General features: G+C 67.9%; 16 protein-coding genes and 1 other RNA gene. 11 read left to right on the top strand and 6 right to left on the bottom strand.

Translation table 11 applies throughout. The features are described 5' to 3' along the window. Positions 1-40 precede the first annotated feature (40 nt). Positions 41-469 carry a VOC family protein gene (locus ING98_14815; protein ID MCA3103134.1) on the top strand — a complete coding sequence of 143 codons (429 nt, stop codon included), beginning with the start codon at positions 41-43 and terminating at the stop codon, positions 467-469. A gap of 11 nt (positions 470-480) precedes the next feature. Here the strand turns inward: ING98_14815 and ING98_14810 are convergent, their stop codons facing one another. Continuing rightward, entirely contained in the window at positions 481-1455 is a 975-nt protein-coding gene (locus ING98_14810; GenBank protein ID MCA3103133.1) for a tripartite tricarboxylate transporter substrate binding protein, read from the bottom strand. 215 nt (positions 1456-1670) lie between these two features. On the opposite strand from ING98_14810, the gene queF reads away from it, so the two are divergent. The 9 genes from queF (at position 1671) to prmB (ending at position 9904) form a co-directional block, all read left to right on the top strand. Then, the gene (gene queF, locus ING98_14805; protein ID MCA3103132.1) at positions 1671-2144 is read left to right on the top strand and encodes an NADPH-dependent 7-cyano-7-deazaguanine reductase QueF; all 474 of its coding nucleotides are present in this window, start codon (positions 1671-1673) and stop codon (positions 2142-2144) included. Between the two features lie 14 nt (positions 2145-2158). After that, the gene (locus tag ING98_14800; protein MCA3103131.1) at positions 2159-2740 is read left to right on the top strand and encodes a hypothetical protein; all 582 of its coding nucleotides are present in this window, start codon (positions 2159-2161) and stop codon (positions 2738-2740) included. Between the two features lie 111 nt (positions 2741-2851). Further along, on the top strand, positions 2852-4045 hold the full coding sequence (locus ING98_14795; GenBank protein ID MCA3103130.1) for a succinyldiaminopimelate transaminase: 1194 nt from the start codon (positions 2852-2854) through the stop codon (positions 4043-4045). A gap of 65 nt (positions 4046-4110) precedes the next feature. Then, complete coding sequence (gene dapD / locus ING98_14790) at positions 4111-4935, top strand: 2,3,4,5-tetrahydropyridine-2,6-dicarboxylate N-succinyltransferase (GenBank protein ID MCA3103129.1); 825 nt, start codon at positions 4111-4113, stop codon at positions 4933-4935. A gap of 123 nt (positions 4936-5058) precedes the next feature. After that, complete coding sequence (locus ING98_14785) at positions 5059-5856, top strand: hypothetical protein (protein MCA3103128.1); 798 nt, start codon at positions 5059-5061, stop codon at positions 5854-5856. A 76-nt stretch (positions 5857-5932) separates the two neighbouring features. After that, complete coding sequence (locus ING98_14780) at positions 5933-7132, top strand: PilT/PilU family type 4a pilus ATPase (protein ID MCA3103127.1); 1200 nt, start codon at positions 5933-5935, stop codon at positions 7130-7132. Further along, the gene (dapE, locus tag ING98_14775) at positions 7132-8280 is read left to right on the top strand and encodes a succinyl-diaminopimelate desuccinylase (protein ID MCA3103126.1); all 1149 of its coding nucleotides are present in this window, start codon (positions 7132-7134) and stop codon (positions 8278-8280) included. Before ING98_14780 ends, dapE begins: the two co-directional genes overlap by 1 nt. Positions 8281-8309: 29 nt before the next feature. Then, positions 8310-8933, top strand: coding sequence for a pyridoxamine 5'-phosphate oxidase family protein (locus ING98_14770; protein ID MCA3103125.1), 624 nt, complete (start codon positions 8310-8312; stop codon positions 8931-8933). Positions 8934-8941: 8 nt separating this feature from the next. After that, on the top strand, positions 8942-9904 hold the full coding sequence (prmB, locus tag ING98_14765) for a 50S ribosomal protein L3 N(5)-glutamine methyltransferase (protein MCA3103124.1): 963 nt from the start codon (positions 8942-8944) through the stop codon (positions 9902-9904). On the opposite strand, the gene ING98_14760 is transcribed toward prmB, so the two are convergent. The 5 genes from ING98_14760 to ffs form a co-directional block, all read right to left on the bottom strand. Then, positions 9816-11384 (bottom strand): pseudouridine synthase, encoded by a 1569-nt coding sequence (locus ING98_14760; protein MCA3103123.1) that lies wholly within the window; start codon positions 11382-11384, stop codon positions 9816-9818. The genes prmB and ING98_14760 overlap by 89 nt on opposite strands. Further along, a complete protein-coding gene (gene recR, locus ING98_14755; protein MCA3103122.1) occupies positions 11332-11931 on the bottom strand; it encodes a recombination protein RecR in 600 nt (199 codons plus the stop codon). The genes ING98_14760 and recR overlap by 53 nt, the downstream gene beginning before the upstream one ends. 34 nt (positions 11932-11965) lie before the next feature. Beyond that, complete coding sequence (locus ING98_14750) at positions 11966-12289, bottom strand: YbaB/EbfC family nucleoid-associated protein (protein MCA3103121.1); 324 nt, start codon at positions 12287-12289, stop codon at positions 11966-11968. After that, positions 12286-14031 carry a DNA polymerase III subunit gamma/tau gene (gene dnaX, locus ING98_14745; GenBank protein MCA3103120.1) on the bottom strand — a complete coding sequence of 582 codons (1746 nt, stop codon included), beginning with the start codon at positions 14029-14031 and terminating at the stop codon, positions 12286-12288. Before dnaX ends, ING98_14750 begins: the two co-directional genes overlap by 4 nt. A gap of 159 nt (positions 14032-14190) precedes the next feature. After that, positions 14191-14289: signal recognition particle sRNA small type (ffs, locus tag ING98_14740), an RNA gene on the bottom strand. 116 nt (positions 14290-14405) lie between these two features. Here ffs and acs point away from each other — a divergent pair. After that, on the top strand, positions 14406-16370 hold the full coding sequence (gene acs / locus ING98_14735; GenBank protein ID MCA3103119.1) for an acetate--CoA ligase: 1965 nt from the start codon (positions 14406-14408) through the stop codon (positions 16368-16370). Positions 16371-16547: the final 177 nt, after the last annotated feature.

Here is a 16547-nt window from a genome sequence, read left to right as displayed (position 1 = left end):
CGTCGGACACTGCGTTGCTCGCCTTTCGAGGATCAGCGACATGCCGATCGAAGCACTGGACCACTACAATATCTGTACCGCCGATCTCGATCGGGCGCGGCGGTTCTACGCCGAGGTGGTCGGCCTGCGCGACGGCGCCCGCCCGCCCTTCGGCCGGCCGGGCGCCTGGATGTACCTCGGCGACCACGCGATCCTGCACATCTCCACCGCCCGGGTGCCCGATTCGAGCAAGCGCGACGCCTACGATCACGTGGCGTTCCGCGCCTCGGGCCTCGCGGCCACTCGCGCGACGCTCGACCGGCTGGGCATCCGCAACCAGTCCTTCGCGGTGCCCGACCGCAATCTGGTTCAAGTGTTCTTCCGCGATCCCGACGGCGCCGAGATCGAGCTGATCTTCTCCGGCGACGAGGCGGCCACCGACATCGCCGGCGGCGTCGCGGTCGATGCCACCAGCGGCCGCAGCACCTGACCCGCGGCCGTTCACTCGTCGGTGCGGCCGATGAACCGTACCGAAGCCTGGATCCGCTTCACCTCGCGCTGCCACGCAGCCGCGTACTCGGCGCCCTCCATGTAGGCAACCGTCGACAGCGAGCGGGCCATCGCATTGCGGAACTCTTCGTCCTGCGCCGACGCACGTACCGCGTCCTGCAGGATCTTGAGGGTCGAGGGCGGCGTCTTCGCCGGCGCGAACAGCGCGGTCCAGAGGGTGAACTCGATGTCGATGCCGCTTTCGCGGAAGGTCGGCACGTCCGGGAAGGCAGGGATCCGCGCCCCGCCCCACTGGGCGATCGCGCGCACCCGGCCGCCCTTCACCTGCGGCATGGCCACGCTCGGCGCCGAGGCGACCGCGGTCGCATGGCCACCGACCACCGCCGCGATTGCAGGCGCACCGCCGGTATACGGAACGTGGCGCAGCTTGATACCGGCGGCCTGCTCGAGGATCGCGATCGGCAGGTGCGTGGTGCCGTAGGTGCCCGACGAGGAGACAAGGAAGTCCGCCGGCCTGGCCTTGGCCAGTGCCACGAACTCCTTCACGGTGCGTACCGGCAACGACGGATTAACCAGCAGCATCGCCGGGTCGGCGGTGATCTGCGCCAGTGGTACGAACTGCGACAACTGGTAGCCCGGCGCGCGCTGGAACACCTCGTCGATCGCCGGGATCGCCGCGAACGCGGGCGACTGCAGCAGCAGGGTGTATCCGTCCGGGGTGGCGTTGGCTACCGCCATCGTGCCCACCGCCGAGGCGGCACCCGGCCGGTTCACCACCAGCACCGGCTGGCGCCATTGCCGTTGCATCGAGGCCGCCAGGCCGCGCGCGACGATATCGACGAAGCCGCCCGGCGCGTTCGGGTTGACGATGGTCACCGGCCGTACCGGGAACGGGTCATCCGCGCCCCAGGCTGACAGCGGCAGGCAGGCCGCGACGGTTAGTACGGACAGGCGAAACCGATTCATGTGGCACTCCTCCATGGAATCCCGGTGCGCCGTCCGATCTGCAGCCGGCCCTTCGCGCGCGGGCCGTCAGAATACCGCCTCGGCAGCGCTGGCTCCAGCCCCGCCTTCCGGATTGGCCAGCCGCCCCCGCGCGGGCACCCGGAGCGCCCGCCGCTATACTCAACTACCGCAGGCCGACGCCCGCCGCCCATCCCGCCACTCCCGCAGAATCCCTCATGCCCGCACGATCCAAGAGTGCCGGCGGCCCTGCCGCCGATGCCCGTCCCGCCCCTGTCGCGGGACCGTCCCGCGACCTCGAGACCTTCCCGAACCCGGCGCCCTCGCGCGACCTGCGCGTACACATGGAAATCCCGGAGTTCACCTGCCTGTGCCCGAAGACCGGCCAGCCCGACTTCGCGACGCTGGTACTCGACTACGTCCCGGACCGGCTGTGCGTCGAACTCAAGAGCCTCAAGCTCTATGTCTGGTCGTACCGTGACCAGGGCGCGTTCCATGAAGCGGTGACGCACCGTATCCTCGACGACCTCGTGCGCGCGACCCGCCCGCGCTTCATGCGGCTCAAGGCGAAATTCTTCGTCCGCGGCGGGGTCTTCACGACGGTGGTCGCCGAACATCGCAAGGCCGGGTGGAAACCGCCGGTGCCGGTCGTGCTCGAAGCGCTCGACTCGCAGCAGAGCGTGCGCGGCTGACGCCGCAGTCGACGATGCGCGAGGACGCACCTGAGCACGCATCGCTGTCGGCCACCGCTGCGGTGGCCCTGCGCTGGCGCATCGGCGGGCGCGCGGGCGCGGCGCAGCTGCACGCCGAATGTGCCGCGAGCGTCCGGGCACTGGCCGCCTGCCTGGACGCGGAGGGTGCGGCGCCTGACGGGCTGCCGCCGGACCGTGTCGAAGCGAAGATCGACCTGCTGCTGGTGACCCTCGACCGCCTGTCGGCCGCGATCGATCCGGCCGCGTCCGACGGCGGACGCAGTGAATTTCTGTACTGCGATGCCCGCTTCACCGCCGGCTCTGTCGAATGGGACGAACCCGTGCCGCCCCCCGACGGTACGGTGGTGGTGGTCGAGGTGCGGGTGGCCACCGGGCACCCGGTCACCGCGTGCCTGCCGGCCACGCTAGCCCGTCATCCGGATGCGCCGGTGGCAGCGCCCGGCGCGGCTGCGGTCCGCGTGCTTGCGACGCTGGCCCCGATGCCGGAGGCGACGCGCGATGCCTATGAACGCTGTGTGTTCATCCTGCATCGCAGGGCAATCCGCCGCGCGCACGGAGATTTCGGCGCGGCGTGAACCGTACCTGAGCGCATCGGCAGCAGCCGCCGGCCGCCCCGGCGATATACTCGCGCCTCGCCCTTCCAAGGGCCGGGCGACCGCCTGCCGGCCGCCCGGCCACCGCCCGACTTGAATCCCGATCTGGATCTGCTCCAACCGTATCCATTCCAGCGCCTCGCCAGTCTGTTCGGCAGCGTCGTGCCGAACCCGGCCCTGCGCCCGATCAGTCTGGGCATCGGCGAACCGAAGCATCCGACACCGGAGCGCATCCGCGCAGCCATCACCGCGAACCTGGACGGCCTGGCGACCTACCCGGCCACGGCCGGCTCGGAGGCGCTGCGTCGCTCGATGGCCGACTGGCTCGTGATGCGCCACGGGCTGCCCGGGCTGGACTGGAAGACACAGGTGCTGCCGGTCAACGGCTCGCGGGAGGCACTGTTCGCGATCGCCCAGACGATCGTCGACCGGACGCGGGCTTCGCCACTGGTGGTGTCGCCGAATCCGTTCTACCAGATCTACGAAGGTGCCACGCTGCTGGCCGGTGCCCGCGCGGCCTTCCTCAATCAGACGCAGGACAACGGCTTCCGTCTCGACCTCGGACAACTGTCGGAGGACACCTGGAGCCGGACTCAACTGCTCTTCGTCTGCTCGCCCGGCAATCCGGCCGGGGCAGTGCTGACGCTGGACGACTGGCGCGCGTTGTTCGCGCTGTCCGACCGCCACGGTTTCGTGATCGTGTCCGACGAGTGCTATTCAGAGATCTTCTTCGATGACGCAGCGCCGCCGCTCGGCGGGCTGGGCGCGGCGGTGGCGCTCGGGCGCACCGACTTCCCGCGGCTGGTCGTGCTCGGCAGCCTGTCGAAGCGCTCCAACTGTCCCGGCATGCGCTCGGGTCTGATCGCCGGCGATGCCACGATCATCGAGCGCTTCCTGCTGTACCGCACCTATCATGGCTGCGCCATGAGCCCGACCGTGCAGGCTGCCAGCATCGCCGCGTGGAACGACGAGTCGCACGTGGTCGAGAACCGACGCATGTACCGCGAGAAATTCGATGCCGTGATCGAGGTGCTGGCCCCGGCGATGCCGGTACAGCGCCCGGACGGCGGCTTCTACCTGTGGCTCGAGACGCCGGGCGCCGATACCGATTTCGCACGCGATCTCTACCTTGACCAGGCCGTCACCGTGCTGCCCGGCAGCTACCTCGCGCGCGAAGCGCACGGCATCAATCCAGGCCTCGGCCGTGTCCGGGCCGCGCTTGTCGCACCGGTAGCCGAATGCGTCGAGGCCGCCACCCGGCTGGCCGCATTCGTACGAAACCGCTGACGTCCGGCCGCCCTTCCCCCGACCGCCACTGCCCTTCCATCCACCGAGAGATTTCCGGAGCCACGATGTCGAACGCCGAACTTCAAAGCCTGATCGAAACCGCCTGGGAGCGCCGGACGGAGTTGTCTCCCGGCTCCGACCGGAAGGTCGCCGATGCGGTCGACCAGGTGCTCGCAGGCCTGGACGACGGTACGTTGCGCGTAGCCGAAAAGACCGGATCCGAATGGGTCGTACACCAGTGGGTGAAGAAGGCTGTGCTGCTGTCCTTCCGGCTGCAGGACAACGTGGTGATGGACGCCGGGGCGATGAAGTTCTACGACAAGGTCGACTCGAAGTTCGCTGGCTACGATGCGAAGGCCTTCGCCGACGGTGGCTTCCGGGTGGTTCCGGCGGCGACCGTGCGGCGCGGTGCCTACCTGGGGAAGAACGTGGTTGTGATGCCTTCGTTCGTGAACATCGGAGCCCATGTCGGCGACGGCACGATGGTCGATACCTGGGCCACCGTCGGGTCCTGCGCGCAGATCGGCCGTAACGTCCATCTGTCAGGCGGGGTAGGCATCGGCGGCGTACTGGAACCGCTCCAGGCGAATCCGACGATCATCGAAGACAACTGTTTCATCGGCGCACGCTCGGAGGTGGTCGAGGGCGTGATCGTCGAGGAAGGGTCGGTGCTGTCGATGGGCGTCTTCGTCAGCCAGAGTACCCGGATCTTCGACCGGGAGACGAAAACCGTCACCTATGGCCGGATTCCGGCAGGTTCGGTCGTCGTGCCGGGCTCGCTGCCGGCTCCCGATGGCAGCCACAGCCTTTACTGCGCGGTCATCGTGAAACGCGTCGACGCTCAGACCAGGGCCAAGACCAGCATCAACGAACTGTTGCGCGGCGTCTGAACGTCATGCCCGGTGCCGGGGTGCCGCACCGCCCCGGCATGGACCTTGCAATCCGCTTTGCAAACCTGACCGGGGTTGGCACAATCCTGTTGATCGCAATCTTCGTTCGGTCTCCTCACTGACATGTCGCTGCTCGACGACCTCAAGAATCAGGCTGAAGTACTGCGCAAGCGGCAGCAGTCAGGTTCGGCGCTGCACGATCATTACTTCCGCGAGATCCACGAACGGCTGAAGGTGATCTATGCGCAACTCACCGAGCTCGCGACCTCGCTGAACACCCTTCGACCGGAGGTGATCCGGTACTACTACGTCGAGCCGTCCAACGTCCTCGAAGACCTGCGCCAGGGCGATTACGCTGTCTTCGCGAAGCGCAAGTCGATCGACCACGCCGATTTCTTCGAGGAAGTCATCCTCCGCACGCGTTGCGTCGGCACCGGAAAGCTGAAGTTCGAGAAGGACTCCGACGCGCTGGTCACGCGGATGCGCGAGTTTCTCTGGGGCAACTCGCTGAAGTTCGACCTGAGCGAAACCCGCAGCGAACGTGGCTATGTGCAGACCGGGATATTCGTCGTCGAACCGGAAGTGCCGATATCCATCACGATCTCTGGCCTGGCGGACCGCGGGCACCTGCTGATCGTCACGCGCAACCTCGAGAAGCTCGGCGAGGTGTCGTACACATACGAGCTGGACGAGATCGACAGCGCGCTCATCGAGGAACTCGTGAAGCTGCTGATCGGCAAGCCGAACCGGTTCCGCTCGATGGGCAAGCACCAGCAGCCGATGCGCAGTCCGCCGCGGATCCAGCCGGCCTGGGAAGCGCCGGAGCCCGAACCGCCGGTCGTCGACGATCCCCCCGAGGACAATCCGCCGAAATCGATCTTCGGAAGCCTCCGGTCGCTGCTCAGGCGCAAGGCGGACTGACCTGCCGCGACGTCTGTTCCGATTCCGCCGCCCCATGCGGCGGCCATGAACCCGAGGCGCCCGCGGCGATGCTCCCATGTTCCTGACCCCCCTGCTCCACCTGATGGCAGAGAAACAGGCCTCCGACCTGTTCTTCACGGCCGAAGCGCCCATCTACATCAAGATCCGCGGCAACGTGATGCCGATCAACGGTCAGGTGCTGGACGCGGAAACCGTGCGCCGGATCGCCTGGGAGATCATGTCCGAGGCGCAGGCGAAGACCTTCGAGGAAACCCTCGAGATGAACTTCTCCTACGCCCTGAAGGACGTGGGCAGCTTCCGGGTGAACGTGTTCAAGCAGCGCAGCATGGTCGGCATGGTGATCCGGCATGTGAAGAACCAGATCCCTTCGCTCACCGACCTGCGACTGCCGGCGTCGCTCGGCGAACTGGCCCTGGAGAAGCGCGGCCTGGTGCTGATCGTCGGGGCGACCGGCGCGGGCAAGTCGAGTACGCTCGCGGCGATGATCGACTACCGGAACCAGTCGCGCGGCGGGCATATCCTCACCATCGAGGATCCGATCGAGTTCAACTTCAGTCACAAGAAGAGCATCATCAACCAGCGCGAAGTTGGGGTGGACACCCTGTCGTACGGCCATGCACTGGTCAGTGCCATGCGCGAGGCCCCGGACGTGCTGGTGATCGGCGAGATCCGCGACCGGGACACCCTCCAGCACGCGATTGCCTATGCCCAGACCGGCCATCTCTGCATCGCGACGCTGCACGCCAACAACAGCTACCATGCGCTCAACCGGATCGTGACGTTCTTCTCGCACGAGACGCGTGCCTCGCTCCTCATGGATCTGTCGATGACGCTGCGTGCGGTGATCTCGCAGCGGCTGCTGAAGACCGGGGACGGCTCGCTGGTGCCGGCGATCGAGGTGCTGATGAACACGTTGTCGATCCAGGAACTGATCCGCAAGGGCGACTTCGACCAGGTCCGCGACATGATGGAACAGAGCATGACGCCCGGATCACAGACCTTCGAGCGATCGCTGTTCGAGCACTTCTCGTCCGGCCTTGTCACCCAGGAAGAGGCGCTCGCCCACTCCGATTCCCCGACCAATCTGTCATGGCTTATCAACAATGCGCGAGAGAAAGCCGCCGCGCCGGGGCGTGACGGCGTCCAGCCGGCCGCGCCGGCACCCGGCTGGACGCCAGCTACGCGGTCGAAGGTGCCAGTGCGTACCGAAGGCACCGACCTCGGCAGCTTCAAGTTCAACATGGACGGCGTCTGATGAGCGCGGCATCCCTTGCACACCCCGCCTTCGAACTGTCGCGCGAACTGATCGCCCGCGCCTCGGTCACTCCTGACGATGCCGGCTGCCAGTCGCTGCTGGCCGGTCGCCTTGCAGCCGCCGGGTTCAGCGTCGAACCCCTGGCCTGGGGAGATGTGAATAACCTCTGGGCTCGGCGCGGCACTACCGGTCCGCTGTTCTGCTTTGCAGGGCACACCGACGTGGTACCCACCGGTCCTCTCGGGGCATGGCGTACGCCCCCGTTCGAACCGTCGGTGGTCGACGGCGAACTGGTCGGTCGCGGCGCCTGCGACATGAAGTGCGCGATCGCAGCGATGGTCGTGGCCTGCGAGCGATTCCTCGCCCGCCATCCCGAGCCTGCGGGCTCGATTGCCTTCCTGCTGACTTCCGACGAGGAGGGGCCGGCGGTTGATGGCTCCGTACGCGTCGTCGAGCACCTGCGTGCCCGCGGCGAACACCTCGATTTCTGCGTGATCGGCGAACCGACTTCCGTCGACGCCGTGGGCGACATGCTGAAGAACGGTCGCCGCGGCTCGCTGTCCGGCAAGCTGGTGATCAAGGGCAAACAGGGGCATATCGCCTATCCGCACCTGGCCGCGAACCCGGTGCACCTGATGGCACCGGCCCTGGCCGAACTCACCGCCACCCGCTGGGACGAGGGCAACGAGGATTTCCAGCCGACCGCCTGGCAGGTCTCGAACATCCACGCCGGCACTGGCGCCGGCAACATCATCCCGGGGAGCGTCGAGATACAGTTCAATTTCAGGTTCGCGCCCACCAGCACCGCAGCCTCGCTGCGCGAACGCCTGGAGTCGATCCTGCACCGTCATGGACTGGCGTTCGACCTGCACTGGACCCTCGGCGGCGAACCCTTCCATACGGGTCGGGGCCGGCTCGTCGATGTGGCGGTGAAGTCCATCCAGGCGGTGACCGGCCGCCAGCCGGAAGTATCGACCACAGGCGGCACGTCGGACGGGCGCTTCATCAAGGACATCTGCGGAGAACTGATCGAATTCGGGGCGCGTAACGCCACCGCCCATGCGGTCGACGAGCGGGTCTCGGTAGAGACGCCCGCGCTGCTCGCCGCAATCTACGAAGGCATGCTCGATCGGTTGCTCGCACCATGACGTCCGACACAGCCGCGCCGGTGCCAGCGATGGCAGACACCCCGCACCTGATCCGTGACCTCGACACCCTGCTCGCCTGCTACGGCGAGCCGGTCGGTGCGGCCGTGGCGAAAGAACTGCCGTACATCCACCCGCATTACCGGCGATTCATCGAGGCCGCGCCATTCGTATCGGTCGCGACCAGCGGACCGGGCGGGCTGGACAACTCCCCGCGCGGCGACGCACCGGGCTTCGTGCGCGTGGTCGACGACCGTACCCTGATGCTGCCCGACCGCAGGGGCAACAACAGGCTGGACACGCTGCGCAACCTCCTCGCCGACCCGCGTATCGCCCTGCTGTTCCTTATCCCCGGCGTCGGCGAGACGCTACGGGTCAACGGACGGGCGGTGATCTCGGTGGATCCGGCGCTGCTCGACACGTTCGCGGTAGACGGCAAGGTACCGCGTTCGGTGCTGGTGGTCGCAGTCGACACTGTCTACTACCAGTGCTCGAAAGCGCTGGTACGGTCGAAGCTGTGGGACCCCGCCGCGCGCATCGAGCGTTCCGCCCTGCCCAGCACCGGTACGATGATCGGCGACATCAGCCGGGGCACCATCGACGCAGCCGCCTACGATCGCGAACTGCCGGCGCGGATCCAGGCGCAACTGTACTGAAGCCGCGAATGCCACCCAAGGCCACGCCCCCCGGAACCGGCGACACCACGGCGGATCCGTTCGCCGCAGCAGTGCTGCAACTGTCGACGCTGCGCGACTTCATCCGTTTCGCGGTCACCCGCTTCGAAAAGGCGAACGTCTTCTTTGGCCATGGCAGCGCGAACGCCTGGGACGAAGCCGTCTATCTGTGCCAGCGCACGCTCGGCCTGCCGCTCGACCTGCTCGAGCCCTTCCTCGACGCCCGCCTGCTACAGGAAGAACGACAGGCGCTCGCCGACATCCTGCGCCGTCGCATCGATGAGCGGATACCGGCCGCCTACCTGACTGGCGAGGCCTGGCTCGGCGAGCTCCGCTTCCGGGTGGATACACGGGTGATCGTGCCCCGCTCGTACATCGCCGAGGTACTGCGGGAAGACCTGGCCCCCGTGGGCATCGACGACGACCGCGTCCGGCGCGTGCTCGACCTGTGCACTGGCTCGGCCTGCCTCGCTATTGCGGCGGCGCTTCGCTTTCCCGAGGCCGAGGTCGATGCGGTCGAACTGAGCCCGGATGCACTGGCCGTGGCCCGGATGAACGTCGACGACTACGGACTGGCGGAGCGCCTGTCCCTGTTCGAAGGCGACCTGTACCGGCCGCTCGGTGACAGGACCTACGATCTGATACTCACCAACCCGCCTTATGTCGATGCAGCGGCCATGGCAGCGCTGCCCGTCGAGTATCGACACGAGCCGGTCGGCGCGCTGGCGGGCGGTACGGATGGTCTCGACCTGGTGCGCACGATCCTCGCCGAGGCGGCGCGCCACCTGGCACCAGGTGGCAGGCTGGTGATGGAAGTCGGCCACAGCCGGGTTGCGCTGGAGGCAGCGTTTCCGCAACTGCCGTTCATCTGGATCGAGACGACCGCCCAGGTGTCTTCGGTCTGCCTGCTGGCGCGCGAGGACCTCGGGGCGCCGACGCTTCCCGGCGGTTAGCAGGCCCCGACCCGGTCGATGCACCCGTACGCGGAATGCGTCGATCGAGGCGTTTGCGACCCGGCCGGCCCTCGGGCACGGCCAGCCGCGGCAGGCTGTCGTCGCTGGCGCGCATGCGCGCCCGGCCCTGCGGACGCGCCGGGGCCGCCGGTGTCGCAGCTTCGTTGTCCGCATCGCGCTCGAGGCGCGCCTGGATCGCCGCCACTTCCTCGTCGGTCAGGGACAGGAACTGGCCGCGCTTGAGCTTCGACGGCAGTTCGATCGGACCGAAGCGCACCCGCATCAGCCTGCTCACCGTCAACCGACTGGCTTCGAACAGCCGGCGCACCAGCCGGTTACGTCCTTCGGTCACGACCACGCGGTACCAGCGGTTCGCGCCATCGCCGCCGCCGTCATGGATCGATTCGAACCGTGCCAGGCCGTCCGCCAGTTCGACGCCCGCGGTCAACTGCCCCAGTTGCTCCGGCGTCAACGCGCCGAGGACGCGCACCGCGTACTCGCGGTCGTTGCCGAAGCGCGGATGCATCAGCGCATTCGCGAAATCGCCCGAGTCGGTGAAGATCAGCAGGCCGCTGGTATTGAAGTCGAGGCGACCGACCGACAGCCACTTGCCGCTGCGCAGGCGCGGCAGCGCATCGAACACCGACGCACGCCCCGCCGGATCGTCGTGCGAAACGATCTCGCCCTCGGGCTTGTGGTAGAGCAGCACCTTCGGCAGTTCGCCGGCGCGAGCGCGGATGCGCCGGCCGTCGATGGCGATCACGTCGCCCGGGTGGCTGCCATCGCCGATGGCCACGCGCGTGCCGATCGTCGCCGGCCGGCCGTTGACCGTCACCGCCCCGCGCCCGATCAGGGTTTCCATGGCGCGGCGCGACCCGATACCTGCATCGGCGAGCACTTTCTGCAGCTTCTGCGTGGGCCCCGCCGGCACCCGCTCCGGCCGGTCGAAGTCGGGCGGGATGAACGCGGGCGGATATGCGCCGGCGCCAGCGCCTGCGTCCGGCCAGTCATCACCCGCCAGCGCCCGCCGGAAACCGCCCGCAGCAGGGGCTCCGACCCCGCGTGCGCCCGCCTCGTCGGCATGCCTGCCCGACTTCTTCTGGGGCGGCCGGAACGGCGTGCGCGCCTTGCCGCCGGAACGCGCGGGCCGCCGCTTGCCGGGCCCCGCCATGCCCGACCGCCCGGCTCCGGCACCCTGCCGGCCTTCACGGGCATCCTGCGCGCCCGGACCTGCGTCGCGCCCCTCGGCGACTCCGACTGGCCGGGGACGCCGCCCACCGCCCGGACCGATCGTGGGTGCCGCACGGAAACCCGCCCGCGCACTTCGGCCGGGGATGCGCGACGGCCCACCCCGACTGCCCGGCTTCTTCGGGCCGCCGCTGCGCGGACCGGGCCGCGGCCCGCTTGCGCCGCGTGTATTGCGTGACCTAGACCCTTTTGCGCTCATGTATCGCCTGTGCCAGTGTGCCGCTGTCGACATGCTCGAGTTCGCCGCCGACCGGGATGCCGCGTGCGATCCGCGTGCAGGAAAGGCCACGCGCGCCGAGCAGTTCACCGAGGTAGTGGGCCGTGGCCTCGCCCTCGACGGTGTAATTCATCGCCAGTATGACCTCGCTGACCTTGCCGTCGAGCGCACGCGCCGCCAGGCGGTCGAGGTCGAGTTCTGCAGGCCCCATCCCGTCGAGCGGCGACAGCCGGCCCATCAGCACGAAATAGCGTCCGGCAAAGCAGCGTGCCTGTTCGACCATCAGGACATCGGCAGGCATCTCGACGATGCACAGCTTGGTCTCGTCGCGCCGCGGCGACGCGCACAGCGGGCACAGCGACGTGTCGCTGAAGTCGTTGCACAGTTCGCAGTGGTGGACGTCCGACAGCGCACGTTCGAGCCCGGCCCCGAGCCGCCTGGCACCGTCACGGTCGTGCTGCAGCAGGTGATAGGCCATCCGCTGCGCACTTTTCGGGCCGACACCGGGCAGGCAGCGCAGGGCCTCCATCAGCGCCGCCAGCGCGCTCGGCGGGTTCGACATGCGGTCGGCTGTGCGACGGGACTGGACGAGCGGCTCAGAACGGGAGCTTCAGGCCGGGCGGCAGGCCCATGCCCGCGCTCATCGCGCCCATCTTCTCCTGGACCGTCGCCTCCACCTTGCGCACGGCGTCGTTGACCGCAGCCGCCACGAGATCCTCAAGCAGTTCGCGATCGTCGCCAACCACGCTGGGATCGATCGAGACGCGCTTCACGTCGTGCCGGCAGGTCATCGTGACCTTGACCAGTCCTGCACCGGCCTGCCCTTCGACCTCCTGGGTGGCCAGCTGTTCCTGCATGCGGCGCATGTTTTCCTGCATCTGCTGCGCCTGCTTCATCAAGTTGCCGATGGCACCTTTCATCTCGGGTCTCGTCCAGTGTTTGCAGCGGGGGAGGCTGCGGGGGTATCGGGTGATTTCGGAGTGATGGCCGCCTCGTCGAGGCGGGCGTCGAACTGCTCGATCAGCGTGCGCACGAACGGGTCGGATTCGATCGCAGCAACCGCCTCGACCTGCTGCCGTCGTCGTGCCTGGCGATCGATTTCGACCGGGGTTTCATTTTCCGGCGCACCGATGCGCACGCGCAGTTGCACATCGTTGCCCAACTCGCGCGACAGGTGTTGCTGGAGCTTATCCCGATACGCGTTCTCGAGCAGGTGGCGATGCGCTTCGGGCAGCACCAGTTCGATCCGGTCGACGCCGCCGTCATTCTCGTGCGAGCCGAGCGCGCAGTGCTGGGCGAGCATGCGTGCCATGCCGGATACGCGTGCCGAAGCGATGAACTCAGCCCAGTCGTCCCGGGTCAGCTTTTTTTTTTCGGCGGCGGCCCTGGCAGCCGCCAGCGCCGCCGCGGCCTGCCCTGCGGGCCGCGCCGGTGGTGGCGACGGTGTTTGCACCGGTGGTTGTACCGCCGCCGGCACGGCCGCCGCAGCGACCGGCGATGCCCGGGCCGGCGCAGCCTGTGGACGTTCCGGTGCGCGCGCCGGCGCCGGTCGCGCCTCGGCGCTGCTTTCGCGTTCCGGCGCGAACGCAAGCATCCGCAGCATCGACATGGAGAAGCCGGCATGCTCGTCGGGCGCAAGACCGATCTCGTCCACCCCCTGGACCGCGATCTGATAACAGAGCTGGACCTCCTGCGGACTGAACCGCGCCGCGAGGTCACGCCACAGGGCAACATCCGGGTCATCGTCGCGCAGGGCGTCCGGAACCAGCTGGATCACCGCCAGTCGGTGCAGCACGCCGGCCAGTTCGCGCAGCGCGGCCTCGAAGCCCACGCCGCGTTCAGCCAGGCTTTCTATACCCGCGACGAGGCCGGGGCCATCGGCCTGCGCGACCGCCGCGAGCAGTTCGAACAGATAGCGCTGGTCGATCACGCCGAGCATCTCGCGCGTCGAAGCTTCGTCGACCCGTCCGCTGCCATGGGCGATCGCCTGATCGGTCAGCGACAGCGCATCGCGAAGGCTGCCCTGTGCGGCTCGCGCGATCAGGTTGAGCGCAGCGATGTCGAATCCGACCGATTCTTCGCCCAGAACGAACGCGAGCCGCGATGCGATGAGCTGCGGCGGGATGTTCTTGAGGTTGAACTGGAGGCAGCGCGAGAGGACCGTCACCGGGATCTTCTGCGGATCGGTGGTGGCCAGGATGAACTTCACATGCTCGGGCGGCTCTTCCAGCGTCTTCAGCATCGCGTTGAAGGCGGACTTCGACAGCATGTGCACTTCGTCGATGATGTAGACCTTGTAGCGTCCCGTCGTCGGCGCGTACATCGCGTTCTCGAGCAGTTCGCGCATGCTGTCGACCTGCGTGTTCGACGCGGCATCGAGTTCGATCAGGTCGACGAAGCGGCCGGCATCGATCTGCAGGCAGGCATCGCAGGCCCCGCACGGCGTGCTGGACACCCCCTGCCCACAGTTCAGCGCCTTGGCCAGGATGCGCGCGAGGGTGGTCTTGCCGACGCCGCGCGTGCCGGTGAACAGCCACGCATGGTGCAGCCGGCCGCGGTCGAGCGCGTTGGCGAGCGCGCGCACGACATGCTCCTGTCCGGTCAGTTCCGGGAAGCTCCTCGGCCTCCATTTGCGCGCCAGCGCCTGTGTCATGCCGCTCATCGATCGCCCGCGTTCAGATCGGTGGGTGCCACCGGGCCAAGCCCTGTCGCCTTAGCCTCCGGACGGACCACCGCCGCATCGCTGGGAACCCGCTGCATCGATGCGCTGGAGACCGGCTGCTGGCGCCGTCGGCCGCTCGGCGCCCGGGGCACGAATGAGGGTGGCGAGCCTGACCCCCGGCACTTGCAGTGAGTAGCTGTGGCTGCTTCCTTCCGGACCTGACCAGATTCACCACGCTGCAATGCGGGGAGGCCCGCCATTGAGCCGCAAGTGTACCGCTTTACAGCCCGGACGAATAATGATTCCATCTTCGCCATAACAACACTTGGTAACGCATAGTCGGTGGCTCGTGCCACCCGTCCCGGAGGAACCCCATGTCGACGATCGAATCCGTCCTCAACGAAACCCGTCTCTTTCCGCCGTCCGCCACGTTCGCCGGCAGCGCGACCATCTCCGGCATGGAAGCCTACCGTGCGCTGTGCGCAGAGGCCGAACGCGACTACGAAGGATTCTGGGCCCGGCTGGCGCGCGAACACATCGGCTGGAAGAAGCCGTTCACCAAGGTGCTGGACGAATCGAACGCGCCATTCTTCAAGTGGTTTGAGGACGGTACGCTCAATGCGTCCTGGAACTGCCTGGACCGCCATCTGGACACCCAGCCAGACAAGACGGCGATCGTGTTCGAGGCCGACGACGGACAGGTCAGCCATGTCTCCTACCGGGACCTGCACCAGCGGGTATGCCGCTTCGCCAATGCGTTGAAGTCGCTGGGCATCGCGCGCGGCGACCGGGTGATCGTGTACATGCCGATGTCGGTGCAGGCCGTGGTCGCGATGCAGGCCTGCGCGCGCATCGGCGCCACCCATTCGGTCGTGTTCGGCGGCTTCTCCGCGAAGAGCCTGCATGAACGCATCCTCGATGCCGGCGCTGTCGCGGTGATCACCGCCGACGGGCAGATGCGTGGCGGCCGCGAGATCCCGCTCAAGCCCACCGTCGACGAAGCGTTCGCGCTGGGCGGCTGCGACAGCGTGCGCAATGTCGTCGTGTACCGGCGTACCGGCACGCCGGTCGCGTTCGATGGCGCGCGCGACCGCTGGTGGCACGACCTCGAGCAGGGACAGCCCGACGCCTGCGAGCCGGAATGGGTGGATGCCGAGCATCCGCTGTTCATCCTCTACACCTCGGGGTCGACCGGCACCCCGAAGGGCGTACAGCACGCGACGGGCGGCTACCTGATGCATGCGGCGCTGACCATGCGCTGGACGTTCGACCACAAGCCCGACGACGTATTCTGGTGCACGGCCGACGTCGGCTGGGTCACTGGTCACACCTACGTCTGCTACGGCCCGCTGGCCGTCGGCGCCACCCAGGTGATCTTCGAGGGCGTACCGACCTACCCGGATGCCGGCCGCTTCTGGCGGATGATCCAGGACCACAAGGTCACCATCTTCTACACCGCCCCGACCGCCATCCGCTCGCTGATCAAGGCCGGTGGCGACCTGCCCACCCAGTACGACCTGTCCAGCCTGCGCCTGCTCGGCACCGTCGGCGAGCCGATCAACCCGGAAGCATGGATCTGGTACCATCGTAGGGTCGGCAAGGAACGCTGCCCGATCGTCGACACCTGGTGGCAGACCGAGACCGGCGGACAGATGATCACGCCGCTGCCCGGCGTGGTCGCGACCAAGCCTGGCTCGTGCACCCTGCCCCTGCCCGGCATCATGGCAGCGATCGTCGACGAGACCGGCCATGACGTCGAGAACGGCAAGGGCGGCATCCTGGTGATCAAGCGGCCGTGGCCGTCGATGATCCGCACCATCTGGGGCAACCCGGAGCGGTTCCGGAAGGCCTACTACCCGGAAGACTTCCAGGGCAAGTACTACCTGGCCGGCGATGGCGCCAACCGCGACCTGGACGGCTACTTCTGGATCATGGGCCGGATCGACGACGTGCTGAACGTCTCGGGACACCGGCTGGGCTCGATGGAGATCGAGTCGGCGCTGGTTGCCAACCCGCTGGTGGCCGAGGCTGCGGTGGTCGGCAAGCCGCACGAGATCAAGGGCGAGGCGGTGTGCGCGTTCGTCGTGCTGAAGGGTCAGCGGCCGGAAGGCGCCGCGATCGAGGAACTCGCGAAGCAGTTGCGCGACTGGGTGGCGCACGAGATAGGACCGATCGCCAAGCCGGACGAGATCCGCTTCGGCGACAACCTGCCGAAGACGCGTTCGGGGAAGATCATGCGGCGCCTGCTGCGCTCGCTCGCGAAGAACGAGGAGATCACGCAGGATGTGTCGACGCTGGAGAACCCGGCGATACTGGAGCAGTTGAGGCAGGTGCGGTAGGGCGGGCATCGGAGGCACGCCCTTGCTGACGCTGGAGCGGGGCACCGACTTCGTCCTGCCCGCAACCAGCGTCCAGCCCTGCTCCCGCCCTTGAGCCGATCGCTGAAGCCAGCCGTCCGCAAGCCCGCGGCCACGGCGCTGCCGTCCCCCCGCCCGCCCACCGCCCTCCACCTGCAC

Source organism: Rhodocyclaceae bacterium (assembly GCA_020248265.1).
GTDB lineage: Bacteria > Pseudomonadota > Gammaproteobacteria > Burkholderiales > CAIKXV01 > CAIKXV01.
This window is presented reverse-complemented; position numbering and strand designations above follow the sequence as displayed.

Coding starts and splice junctions, on each gene's coding strand:
- ING98_14815 (MCA3103134.1), top strand. CDS start 41: ATGCCGATCGAAGCACTGGACCACTACAATATCTGTACCGCCGATCTC.
- ING98_14810 (MCA3103133.1), bottom strand. CDS start 1,455: ATGAATCGGTTTCGCCTGTCCGTACTAACCGTCGCGGCCTGCCTGCCG.
- queF (MCA3103132.1), top strand. CDS start 1,671: ATGCCCGCACGATCCAAGAGTGCCGGCGGCCCTGCCGCCGATGCCCGT.
- ING98_14800 (MCA3103131.1), top strand. CDS start 2,159: ATGCGCGAGGACGCACCTGAGCACGCATCGCTGTCGGCCACCGCTGCG.
- dapD (MCA3103129.1), top strand. CDS start 4,111: ATGTCGAACGCCGAACTTCAAAGCCTGATCGAAACCGCCTGGGAGCGC.
- ING98_14785 (MCA3103128.1), top strand. CDS start 5,059: ATGTCGCTGCTCGACGACCTCAAGAATCAGGCTGAAGTACTGCGCAAG.
- ING98_14780 (MCA3103127.1), top strand. CDS start 5,933: ATGTTCCTGACCCCCCTGCTCCACCTGATGGCAGAGAAACAGGCCTCC.
- dapE (MCA3103126.1), top strand. CDS start 7,132: ATGAGCGCGGCATCCCTTGCACACCCCGCCTTCGAACTGTCGCGCGAA.
- ING98_14770 (MCA3103125.1), top strand. CDS start 8,310: ATGGCAGACACCCCGCACCTGATCCGTGACCTCGACACCCTGCTCGCC.
- prmB (MCA3103124.1), top strand. CDS start 8,942: ATGCCACCCAAGGCCACGCCCCCCGGAACCGGCGACACCACGGCGGAT.
- ING98_14760 (MCA3103123.1), bottom strand. CDS start 11,384: ATGTCGACAGCGGCACACTGGCACAGGCGATACATGAGCGCAAAAGGG.
- recR (MCA3103122.1), bottom strand. CDS start 11,931: ATGTCGAACCCGCCGAGCGCGCTGGCGGCGCTGATGGAGGCCCTGCGC.
- ING98_14750 (MCA3103121.1), bottom strand. CDS start 12,289: ATGAAAGGTGCCATCGGCAACTTGATGAAGCAGGCGCAGCAGATGCAG.
- dnaX (MCA3103120.1), bottom strand. CDS start 14,031: ATGAGCGGCATGACACAGGCGCTGGCGCGCAAATGGAGGCCGAGGAGC.
- acs (MCA3103119.1), top strand. CDS start 14,406: ATGTCGACGATCGAATCCGTCCTCAACGAAACCCGTCTCTTTCCGCCG.